The sequence below is a fragment of the Companilactobacillus mindensis DSM 14500 genome, assembly GCF_001434275.1.
Taxonomy (GTDB): Bacteria; Bacillota; Bacilli; order Lactobacillales; family Lactobacillaceae; genus Companilactobacillus; species Companilactobacillus mindensis.
This window is the reverse complement of sequence record NZ_AZEZ01000041.1, coordinates 1-11,059: the sequence shown is the minus strand read 5'-3', so window position 1 is coordinate 11,059 and position 11,059 is coordinate 1. Positions and strand designations below refer to the sequence as shown.

The following is an 11,059-nucleotide window of genomic DNA, read 5'->3' as shown; positions in this document are numbered from 1 at the left end:
CCGTACGTACGGTGGTGTGAGAGGTCGGTAATTAAAAGTTACCTCCTACTCGATTTTAAAAATTATGTATAACCAAAGTTAAGAAAAAACCAAAAGTTTACAAATCCGTTTTTTGCTTGGTTAAGTAACGATAACTGACTATTATAATGGCCCCCAACAAAACACCAGTCGTATTGGCTAAAACGTCATTGATATCACTCGTACGGTCGATCAACAGCCAATGGGATAGGAAATATTGTATCGTCTCGATTCCCACACTGACTAACATCCCTAAAAAAGTAACCAGTATTACCGATAATTTAGACCAATGAAATTTTAATAACATTCCCAATGGAATCGTCAAGATGATATTCTCATAATAGCCAACCTCATTGATTGATAACTGAGTCAAATTGACTCGACCGATTCCCTTAGGTGTGATCAACACAGTCAAACCATTGATCGACACGGGCGTAAATACGATAGTTCCTAAAATCATTAAATAAATTAGGCTAATTGCTGCAAAGTAAAATTGCTTTTTATCGAAATCGTTGTGAAGAATAACCAATCCGGCTATAACACCTAAGATCAATATTACTAATAGTGATACCCAACGCATGATTGGCTTCCTTTCAAATTCTTAACTAAGCTTGGGCTTGATACTTGCCGTGGATAACGACTTTCATATTTTCTGGAACATTGTCATAGATCCACTTACAGTCTGGAGTCGACAAATGAATACAACCGTGAGACGATGGCTCATGACCCAAAGTCTTAGCTATCTGTTCATCATATTTACCGGTTACATCTGTCGGTGTAGTGTGGAACAAATATTCACCGTGGTTTAAAAATGAAACCCAGTAATAAGCTCCCATTTTTAAAGGTTCCGTATAGAAAAAGTCGCCACGTTCATGTTGAACATAATACGTTCCTCGTGGAGTTGTATCATCTTTTCCAGTTGACGAATACATTGTGTAAAGATTGGTCTTGTCATCTTTGATATAAACTCGTTGGCTAGCAATATCGACATCGATCCATGCCTTAGGATGTTGCAAAAGATCCGGATAAGCTTTCTTCTCGGAAGCATCAGTATATTTGAAATGCTTCAAGTCGTTCATATCCTTGTCTTCTTTAGAAACCTTTTCAACGGCCTTTTTCTTAACTACCACTTTAGTGGCTTTATTAGCACTGTCAGCTTTAACTTGTTTTTGGTCATCATGTCCCAAAAAATTAACGGCTATAAATCCCAATAGAACCACTGTGATCAGTGCTAGTACAGACGTATAAAGCTTTTTATGATTAATAAATATATCCCCCAATTACATATAGACGTATCTTTAATTATACGCAATCGGAAGAATTCAGCAACACCACAAAAAATATTATATTCGGGATTTGAATTTTAATTTTTCTTCGCGAATCCAATCAAATAATCGTAAGCTTCTTCTAAAGTTGCAAAATGCTGTTGCTGTCTGATCTCTTCTAGTTTTGCCTGTGATTTGGAACTCAATAAAGCAATTTTTTCTTGCTTAGATAATTCTTTTTTGTTTTTCATATTTTTCTCCATTAAATTTTCTACTCGGTTATATACCTTTTTAGAAATTTTGTCTCTCAGATTGTTTCTAATAAGCCGATTATTTGTACCAAATTATTTGGACGACTATAGTTGACATGTAATCAAGTTTAACACAAATTAATTTTTCACAACTTAAATAAGAAGAAGGTACCCCATTATGGAAATAACTTTCAAATCTGCCGCTCAAAATTACTTAGCTGCTAAGATTCCTGAAAACGCCCAAGTTATTTTAACAACTGACGATGGATCTAACAACTATTCTAGTATCGGTGCAACTTGTGAATTAGCCGACAAATTCCAATTGATCATTCTTAACCAAGCTGATCCTGATTTTTCAATTAAATTGGAAAATAATGACAATTTGCACATGCACATTTTACCAGCAGAACAATATTTGTTTGGTGACGATCTCAATATCGATTTTGTTCACGGACGTCTCGCTTTAAACGACAAGAGTGGCATTCTTGACAGTGCCCTTTCTGTTGTCGACTGGCGTAATGTCAGTCCTGAGACGGAAGAACAGCTGCGTGAAAAAATGAAAAAGATTGGCGATCAAATTTGTTGATCTATCATTAAAAATAACTGCCTAACAAAAAGTAACCTCTGATTCGAAATGCTGAATCAGAGGTTACTTTACGTTAATACCCAACTTGTTCTTAGTGAACTAAAGCCGGTTTTCCGTAGAAATATCCTTGTAAGAGATCAATACCAAATTGTTCAGCAAGTTTCAAATCAGTATTATCCTCAATTCCTTCTAATATCATACCTAAATGATAATTTTGAGCTATGTCAGACCAGAATTTCAAATACTCTGGAATCAATTTGGCTTGTCCAGACATACGGAGGTTTTGCATGGCACATTTTATTTTATCAACGTATGGTAAAGCCAAATGAATATTTTCAAAAACATTCGAGCCCGTACCGACATCATCGATAGCCAATTCTACATTATATTGATGCAAAATCTCACTAAAAGTTTTGATTTTGGCTAAGGGAATAGCTTCAGTCAATTCGACCGTCAATGAAAATGGTTGAATATCCTTTTTAAGCATAATTATTTTATCCAAAACACTCGGATCATTTGCCTGTTCTCGATTCAGATTAAATGACAGCATTAAATTATCAAGTGATTTTTCTCGAAACAAATCTGCTATCTTTTGTAAAATGTTTATTTGATCATTAATCGAAATTTCGGTAAAACTCTGTGGCAATTGCCAAATGCCATTATTATTTTTCCGTAATAAGCACTCATAACCAAATAAAGTATCGTCGCGCTTATTTACTTGTGGTTGAACAAAAAATGTATACCTCACGTTCTTCCCTCCTACAACAAGTACACTAATCGAGTTTATACTATGATAAATCAACTGATTTTTCAACAAATTTACTTTTTGTTACCGATATTTTTGAACGAAAGAATTTAAAATTGACTATTAAATATCACAATTGAATGTCTGTTTGAAATAAATTTGAATCTTTGAGCATAATATTTGCAGCTTTCAGTGAAATGAATTATATTAGTAATTGTAATAAATGATTGTACACAAGTAAATTTTGTACAAATGATTTTTAATTCAGAAAGGGTGTTTAACAATGAAATTAAATATTAAAGAAGAAGCTCAAACATATTTGGCAGGCAAGATTCCTGCTGGCAGCAGAATGATCCTTACAACTGACGACGGTTCTAACAAGTATTCTAGCCTAGGTGGCAGCTGTGCTATCGGTGACAAGTTCCAATTAGTCGTTCTCAAAGATGCTGATCCTAACTATACTGTTCCGCTAGAAAACAACGCCGGCTACGATATGAGTACTTCACCTAATGATGCTGATCTTCTCAGCGCTGGACTTAATATTTCACTTTGGCACAACGCCCTAGCTCTAAAAGACAACAGTGGTATTCTTGATGGTGCTTTGTCAGTTGTCGACTGGAGAAACGTCAAACCAGAAACTGCCGAAGAACGTCGTCGTAAGATGGAAACTTTAGGCGACCAAATCTGTTAATTACTTGTAAAATTTATAATAAAAGACCGCTAATTCAAACTTAGAATTGGCGGTCTTTTTCAGTATTTCAAAAATAATAATTACTGCATGCCTTTTTAGCTAATAACATAAGTCTGTGCTACCCATTCATTAGTTGCGACACGATAGTATGTTACTCCATCAACGACTTTTGATTGATCAGTCAACCAAGAAGTATCGTTTCCTAAAGCCCGATTGTCAACTGGTTGCATGCTGCCATCTGTTTGCAAAGCCATCAATCTGACATATGAACCATCAGAATTTCTAACTTTAACAACACTGTTAGATGTTGAACCAGTGGAATCAGAAGCACTCGAAGTTGTGGCATTGTTTCCTTTAATGTACTCGGCGTTGACCCACTCATTCGTAGCAACACGATAATAAGTTACATTGCCGATTACTTGAGTCTTATCGGTCTTCCAGGCACTGCCATTACTCAAAGCTCGATTAGAGACAGTTGAAACACTATCATTATTAATAGCTACCAGTGGAACATAATTGCTATTAGTATTGTTGACCGTGATCACTGAATCATTGCTGGTCGAAGTACTTGTATCTGTCGTCGTACTTGAAGTAGAACCAGCATTAGTTGTTGTCGAACTGTCAGTATAACCAGCTGGTGTTTGGTAAGTTGTAAAGAAATCATCATAAAGTTGCGATACATCAAAATTACCATAACTACCATCAAACTGATAAGTACTTGACCATTGCCAACCATGATCTGCTGAATACCACTGTAAATCAGTCGCATTGCTTGGATATGAGGCGATCCAATTTGATCCAATCGACATCTTCCTCGCGCATCCCGGTAATAATATAGCCATCACAATTACCGATGTCAAAATTACGCTGCGTTACTAATTGCAATGAATATTGATGTAGATCCAAAGTCTTGGCAATACCGATCATCAAATTCATATAGTATGGTTCCGTCGTATCGATATCTTCCAAAATACAAAGTTTGATGATCCGCGTACTTTTATTAACTAACGCCTTAGCAATCATATTCGGATGATAATCTAATTCTCGCATAGCATCATAGACTAGTTGTTTCAACTCGTCCGTAACCTTCTCAGGATGGTTGATCACCCGTGAAACGGTCATTTTGGACACATTGGCTTTCTTCGCTACATCAACTAAAGTCGTCATGCTCTTCCCCCTCTATATACCACCTCTTTATTATACCAATATAAAATTAATTTTGACTACCCACTTTTATATCAATATGGCATAAAAATATTATCTTTCTATGCACTGAACTATTGCTTTTTTCGACAAAATGTATCCCCTTACCTGGTGTTGAGGTCGGGATTGAATGTTTTTTCATAATTAAAAAAATGATTTATTATTTTCTTTTCAAAAACAGCTTATATTCACATGTGACCTCAAAAAGACAAATAAGAAGCCTCTGTACAAAATGACTATACCAATTTTTTGCGCTAGTGTCAGTTTCGATTCAGTATGAATATGGAACAAGTAAAGAGGTGTTCTATATGATTGTTTATCTAACAGCTTTAGTAACTTTCATTCTTCAATGCTCTATCATGTTTTATTTTTACTTCAGAAAACAGAAACAATCGATGAGACAATTGATCAACGCCTATACAATTAATGGATCACTCAATGAATACTTGTATTTTATTTTGATACCCTGCCTCAATGAAGGTAAAGTCATCAAAAGAACTTTACAAAAATTACTGAAATTATCTGGTCGTAAAGAAATCATTGTGATCGACGATGACTCTGATGATGACACTTTGGCACAAATCAGAAGCGTCTCTGGTCCGATCAGTATAATAGAAAGAAAACTTCCCAACGCACGGACGGGCAAAGGCGATTCATTAAATTCAGCCATGCCCACGATCACTAAAATGATCCATGAACAAAAACTCGACCCCGCTCGCTGTATCGTTGGTGTCGTCGATGCTGACGGTGCTCTCAGTGCCAACAGCTTTTATAAATTGACTAATGCCTTTGAAAATAACCAGGTAGACTCTGTTCAACTTAGAGTCAAAATGAGAAATCCACACACGATTTTGCAGACCTTTCAAGATATTGAATTTTTCGTCGTTAATCATTTGATCCAAACGATCAGAGCCAAATTAAACGCCGTAGCTTTATGCGGCAATGGTCAATTCTTCAGATATTCAACGATCGTAAAACGGCTCGGTGAAAAGCCTTGGGGCAATGCCTTACTAGAAGATTATGAATTGACTTTACGGATGGAATTCAAGGACATCAAAACCCAGTATATTTCCGATGCTTACGTTGATCAGGAAGCTTTGACGAGTGTTAAAAGACTGATCAAACAGCGGGCTCGCTGGGCTCAAGGTGGATTCAACTGTCTAAAATATCTCGGACATATAATCCACTCTAAAGATATGCCTGAATCACAAAAACTCGATGCTTACTTTTTCTTCTTTCAACCAATCATCAATGTATTAGCTGATTTCAGCATCATGTTTTTGACGATTGCCTTCATTCGTAGAAATCTTTACAAACCTATTCACTTGTTGACTTTACTTGTCATCATGGTTTTCTTCGGCTTGTTCTTTGGCTTGGCTTTTACAATGATCTATTTACGGGAGATTCGCTTGACCGAAGCCTTCGATCTTCTGCCAAAATTAACTAAAGCCTTTGCTAGTCGGCGCTTGACTCCACTCAAAGTCATTTTGGCCATTTTCTTGGTTTCTTATATTTACGCTGTCTTGTTTCTCAGTATGATGACTGCAATTTATCATTTGATAATCGGTCAACATACTTGGGATAAGACAAAACGGCTATAACAAAAAAGCCGTCCATATGATATGGACGACGTTTCGAGTTACGGAGTTTGCATGTGTATGTACTTTTCAGTATTTTGATAAATATCTTTGATATCTATCTGATATCATTATCACTGCTACAATAAAAAAAGTAAATCATTATTGAGCCTTATAACTGAACCGTTAGTTTCATGTGACAGAATTGTAAGATTGACACTTTTATGAAATACTAAAGGTATTAAAAAATGGAAGTGACATGATGAATTCTGCAAGCCAAATGATCTTCGATATTACTAGCATCGCTTTAACTGTTGCCATAATCGTCGGCGTCGTGCTTATTTCAATCGCTTTGTTTCGCATAATCGCTGCCTTGAAATATCGCAACCAAATGCTCTTTTATGCAACGAGACCGTATATCTTTTGTCAAAAACATCCTCAACAATTGGAAATACGAAATAATGGTGCGGTCCCCATCGTATTGGACAAACTCGAATCTAACTTGGATCTATCTAAATTGAGTGGCCAAACGATCCCTTCTGGACAATCTTTCTTCTATAATGTAGCAACTGATCAATTATTGACGCTCAAAGTTGACTACCACGACAAGTTGAATCACTATCAGGATAATTTCAACTTATAAAAATATCATTTTCCTCCGACCTTACAAAACCGTTAGGACAAAAGCTTTGTAGACTATGCTATCATTCCTATTGAGCACGGAGGTAGAGATATATGGGTAAAAGAATTTGGGCAGGAATTATAGTTGTTATTATTTTATTAATACCATTAATTGGCTATGAATTTTGGTATGTTCCTAATTATACTGGCGATGACTACTACACTTATGTGGGCGATTCCTACAAAGAGATCATCGAAAAAGATGATTCTGGCAATGATTACCGGGAATATTACTACAATCAGCCGTCATATGACAAGAATGGCAATGAAAAATTGCTCAAATTTGACAGCGCCCTCGGACGTCCTATCAAACCTAATAATTATTTAAAAATCACGTACAACACCAGGCGTCAACGCGTGATGTCCTGGGAAAAAGTCCCAAAGGATCAAGTCCCACGTAAATCTTTGGAACAAATTTTAAAATAAATTCATTTTAATAGAAAACAAACACCCCCTGATTCGTATTGGAATCAGAGGGTATTTGTTTGTTTTGAACTGAACTTTAATCAGTTTACTACTTAAAGTATTCTTTCGCATAGTTCGTTACATTATCAATATACTTCTGCTTTGCCACACTGTATGACTGAGCATGACCAGCACCTTTAACTATCCATAACTTCTTGGGACCCTGGGCATAATCATAGTTTTGATAGGCATTCTTCGTTGGTACGAAGTCATCCTTAGAACCATGAATTATGTATATCGGCACCTTACTTCTCTTTAAGGTGTCTTTAGTACTCGCTTGATAGAAGTTATATCCAGCTAAGACATCGGCGTAAAGACTGGCCGTAGGCACGATAGGAAAACTAGGCAAATGGAACATTTCTTTTAGTTGATAGTCCAATTCCCCAGAGATCGTCGAATATCCACAATCGGCAACAGCAAATTTGACGTTTTGAAGTTTTTCACCAAGGGTATACATTACTGTGGCAGCACCCATGCTGACTCCAAACAATCCAATTTGCGAATCTTTGCCATTTCGACGATTGATCATATTGATCCAATTTTTCATATCGGTTCGATCTTTCCAACCGTAACCTGCATAATTGCCTTGGCTTCTCCCAAATGAGCGGTTATCTGGTGCTAGAACGTTATATCCGGCATCATGAAACATCCTGATGTACGACCCCATGTATTTACTAGCACTACCATATCCATGCACGACAACGACTGTTTTAGCCGTTTTATGCGTAGCGGCAATATAACGCGCTTTTAATTTGAGATGATCCTTTGTTGTTTGTTCCCAAGTCGCTTGCTTTTGATTGAGCAACCATTGCCCGTTCTTGCCAAGTTTGCCTTGGGACTTACTGGCATAGCCATTTTTAATGAAAGCATAATTGAACATGTACCCTCCGGCAGCAACGTCTGCTACTAAAACGACCCCAACTGCCACCGAGAGAATAACTTTAACACATTTTTTTAATCGCATAATCTACCCTACTTTGAATTACTATTGCTAAATAATAATAATCTAAGCGGCAAATCAATTGCAAATATTAAATCTAAGCTTGTTCGTTAGAAAGCTTTTCGTCACGTGCACGGTTGGCTAAAGCATCCTTGTGGAACCAGTGGATATGTGAATCGAAGAAAGCAATCATATCGTTCATGAAGTACATAATGTAAGTCAAGAATAGAACTGGACTAGCATCGCCTTGGGTAGCTGTAACGCCCCAAAGAATGATCGACATAACACCTTGAACAGTCCAGAAATAATACTGTTCACGGAAACGCAATGTACATAGAAGTGCACCTGTGAAACCAATAGCAGCTGAAACTGAATCAATAATTGGACGAGGACTGATAAATAGATGCGTATCCATCAAGTACAAAAGTCCCCAAGCAACAAAGAAGAAGACAGCTGTCAAAAGCCACTTCATTCCAGTTAAACCGTGAATATGCTTTTCAGCATCTTTAGCCCATTGTGGACTGACCAAAACAGGAATATCCAATAACACGATGTAACTCAATTGAAGCACAACGTCAGAAAAGTTCTTGGCATTAATGGCAACATAAATATAAATAAGAGCTGAAACTAATCCTAAAACACCATTCAATGGTTTGGCATTAGTAATAGCAACGGTACATGTGAAACCTAAAGTTCCGGCTAGCCATGTCCAAATAGCGATGGCATTGATTGGGTGTGAAAGTGTTGAAGCAGTGATGGCCCCTAGACCAAACATTAATAGCATGTAACTTCTGAAACTCCAGTGTTTCATTTGTTCAACATACCATTTTGGGTTGAAAATACTCATTTGTTTCTTCTCCTCTAGAACGATCCAGCAATATATGATTGTGGTATTTATATTCTGAAACATTCAATAATTATTTATCCCTCAAATTGAAATTTATAAAAAATATCAATTTAACCGACAGCTAAAATCATACCACCATTTCAACTAAAAATGGAATCGATTATCTTGAGCATACTGGCAGCATATCGGTGTAAAACGTTTACGTCTCTTGATAAATGGGTAATTTATCAGCCGATGCAAGATGTTGACTTTTTTAATTTTGAATCACTATATATTGTTATAACGATTAGAAATGAATTTGCCGATATCGTCATATCATAGAATATCTAGACCAAAAAGTTATAATTCATTTAAAATATAAAACACGGCAATAAAATTTATGTCACAATGGACTTATTAATTCAAAAAAGGATTGAGTTTATGACATACGAACAACAACTTGAGGCAATCAAACAATATTCATACAGCAAAATGCACCAAGACTCCACCGGACATAACTTTGACCACATCCAACGCGTCATCAACATGGTCCAAAAGATCTTAAAGACTGAAGATGCCGATCCTTCCATCACGTTGGCTGCAGCCTACTTACACGATGTAGCCGACGACAAACTAGTCGCCGATCCTGCTAAGTTAGAAGCAGATATGAAGGAATTCTTGCACGGAATCGACTTTACCGATGAACAAGTCGCTGAAGTTCTTTTTATCACCCACAATATTTCCTTCAGTAAATCTTTATCTAAGAATCCGCCTAAGTTATCGTTGGCCGGTCAAATCGTTCAGGATGCTGATCGTTTGGACGCTATCGGAGCAATTGGAATCACTCGGGCCATTTATTATGGTGGCGCTAATTCAGAGACTATCTATGACCCAAGGATCGCACCGCGTCAGACAATGAACAAGTCCGAATACCGAAACCTTGCCAATGAAACGATCATCAATCACTTTTACGAGAAATTATTGAAACTAACTGATATGATGAATACCCCCACTGCCAAATTGATTGCCCAAAAACGCCATCAATACATGCTCGATTTCTTGGACGAATTCAAAGCGGAATGGAATACAGAAAAATAATAATCAAAGGAGCAACTTATTTTGGTATCATACGAAGAATTAGACAAACAATATTATGAACACATCATCAGAAATTTGAAGGATCGTGGCGTTGAACTGGAAGATATCGCTGAAATCGTCATTTTCCTTGAAAAAGATTATGTCAAAGGACTCAACAACGACGTAGCTATCCACGCAATCAAAAAAGTTCTCCACAAACGTGAAGCTCAAAATGCCATCATGACTGGAATCGAATTGGATGTCCTCGCTGAAAAGGGCTTGTTGTCCGCTCCTATGCAACGGATCATGGAAACTGATGAATCCACTTATGGAATCGATGAAAATATGGCGATCACTTTAGCTAGTTTGTACGGATCTGTTTCCGTTACTAATTATGGCTACGTCGACAAATTAAAACATGGCGTTTTAGGCAAGCTGAACGACAAGTCGACTGGCAAGATCAATGTCTTCTTGGATGATCTAGTTGGTGCGATTGCTGCCGGTGCTTGTGGTTGGTTAGCTCACAACGAAGTTGTTGTTCAAGAATTATTGAAAATGGATAATTAGATAGGTCATCGGTTCCTTTTCAAATTTGGTTGTTCACTGCCCTCTTCCATGAAACCTCGGCGGATTGCTGGAACGCTGTGAGGGCAATCCGCCGAGGCTTCATTCCAGACTAAACAAATCGAGTAGGAGGTAACTTTTAATTACCGACCTCTCACACCACCGTACGT

14 protein-coding genes and 1 pseudogene are annotated in these 11,059 nt (G+C 37.1%); 7 read left to right on the top strand and 8 right to left on the bottom strand.

Translation table 11 applies throughout. The annotated features are described in order from the left end of the window. Positions 1-97: 97 nt before the first annotated feature. From FD29_RS04635 to FD29_RS11380, 3 genes are all read right to left on the bottom strand, one after another. Positions 98-598 (bottom strand): VanZ family protein, encoded by a 501-nt coding sequence (locus FD29_RS04635; protein ID WP_057887791.1) that lies wholly within the window; start codon positions 596-598, stop codon positions 98-100. Positions 599-623: 25 nt separating this feature from the next. Then, a complete protein-coding gene (locus FD29_RS04630; protein WP_235804261.1) occupies positions 624-1,229 on the bottom strand; it encodes a L,D-transpeptidase in 606 nt (201 codons plus the stop codon). 152 nt (positions 1,230-1,381) lie between these two features. After that, the gene (locus FD29_RS11380; RefSeq protein ID WP_157049383.1) at positions 1,382-1,534 is read right to left on the bottom strand and encodes a hypothetical protein; all 153 of its coding nucleotides are present in this window, start codon (positions 1,532-1,534) and stop codon (positions 1,382-1,384) included. Between the two features lie 178 nt (positions 1,535-1,712). Here FD29_RS11380 and FD29_RS04625 point away from each other — a divergent pair, with 178 nt between their 5' ends. Further along, the gene (locus FD29_RS04625) at positions 1,713-2,120 is read left to right on the top strand and encodes an iron-sulfur cluster biosynthesis family protein (protein ID WP_057887790.1); all 408 of its coding nucleotides are present in this window, start codon (positions 1,713-1,715) and stop codon (positions 2,118-2,120) included. 91 nt (positions 2,121-2,211) lie between these two features. Here the strand turns inward: FD29_RS04625 and FD29_RS04620 are convergent, their stop codons facing one another. Beyond that, positions 2,212-2,868, bottom strand: a complete 657-nt coding sequence (locus FD29_RS04620; protein WP_057887789.1) for an EAL domain-containing protein — start codon at positions 2,866-2,868, stop codon at positions 2,212-2,214. A 280-nt stretch (positions 2,869-3,148) separates the two neighbouring features. Between FD29_RS04620 and FD29_RS04615 the strand changes: the two genes are divergently transcribed. Further along, a complete protein-coding gene (locus FD29_RS04615) occupies positions 3,149-3,556 on the top strand; it encodes an iron-sulfur cluster biosynthesis family protein (RefSeq protein WP_057887788.1) in 408 nt (135 codons plus the stop codon). 95 nt (positions 3,557-3,651) lie between these two features. Here the strand turns inward: FD29_RS04615 and FD29_RS04610 are convergent, their stop codons facing one another. Further along, a complete protein-coding gene (locus FD29_RS04610) occupies positions 3,652-4,365 on the bottom strand; it encodes an SLAP domain-containing protein (RefSeq protein WP_057887787.1) in 714 nt (237 codons plus the stop codon). After that, a pseudogene (locus FD29_RS04605) lies at positions 4,337-4,723 on the bottom strand (LacI family DNA-binding transcriptional regulator); the annotation flags it as partial. The gene FD29_RS04610 and the pseudogene FD29_RS04605, both read right to left, overlap by 29 nt. A 344-nt stretch (positions 4,724-5,067) precedes the next feature. Here FD29_RS04605 and FD29_RS04600 point away from each other — a divergent pair. The 3 genes from FD29_RS04600 (at position 5,068) to FD29_RS04590 (ending at position 7,443) form a co-directional block, all read left to right on the top strand. Beyond that, on the top strand, positions 5,068-6,360 hold the full coding sequence (locus FD29_RS04600; RefSeq protein ID WP_057887786.1) for a glycosyltransferase family 2 protein: 1,293 nt from the start codon (positions 5,068-5,070) through the stop codon (positions 6,358-6,360). Positions 6,361-6,595: 235 nt separating this feature from the next. Continuing rightward, positions 6,596-6,979 (top strand): hypothetical protein, encoded by a 384-nt coding sequence (locus tag FD29_RS04595; protein WP_147007963.1) that lies wholly within the window; start codon positions 6,596-6,598, stop codon positions 6,977-6,979. A gap of 92 nt (positions 6,980-7,071) precedes the next feature. Then, positions 7,072-7,443: a YxeA family protein gene (locus tag FD29_RS04590; protein ID WP_057887784.1), complete on the top strand. Its 372-nt coding sequence runs from the start codon at positions 7,072-7,074 to the stop codon at positions 7,441-7,443. 88 nt (positions 7,444-7,531) lie between these two features. Here the strand turns inward: FD29_RS04590 and FD29_RS04585 are convergent, their stop codons facing one another. After that, complete coding sequence (locus tag FD29_RS04585) at positions 7,532-8,446, bottom strand: alpha/beta hydrolase (protein ID WP_057887783.1); 915 nt, start codon at positions 8,444-8,446, stop codon at positions 7,532-7,534. Between the two features lie 73 nt (positions 8,447-8,519). Beyond that, positions 8,520-9,269 carry a nicotinamide riboside transporter PnuC gene (gene pnuC, locus FD29_RS04580; protein ID WP_057887782.1) on the bottom strand — a complete coding sequence of 250 codons (750 nt, stop codon included), beginning with the start codon at positions 9,267-9,269 and terminating at the stop codon, positions 8,520-8,522. A gap of 420 nt (positions 9,270-9,689) precedes the next feature. Between pnuC and FD29_RS04575 the strand changes: the two genes are divergently transcribed. Together FD29_RS04575 and FD29_RS04570 are read left to right on the top strand one after the other, a co-directional pair. Then, positions 9,690-10,346: an HD domain-containing protein gene (locus FD29_RS04575; protein WP_057887781.1), complete on the top strand. Its 657-nt coding sequence runs from the start codon at positions 9,690-9,692 to the stop codon at positions 10,344-10,346. 21 nt (positions 10,347-10,367) lie between these two features. Beyond that, the gene (locus FD29_RS04570; RefSeq protein WP_057887780.1) at positions 10,368-10,892 is read left to right on the top strand and encodes a phosphatidylglycerophosphatase A family protein; all 525 of its coding nucleotides are present in this window, start codon (positions 10,368-10,370) and stop codon (positions 10,890-10,892) included. Positions 10,893-11,059 lie beyond the last annotated feature (167 nt).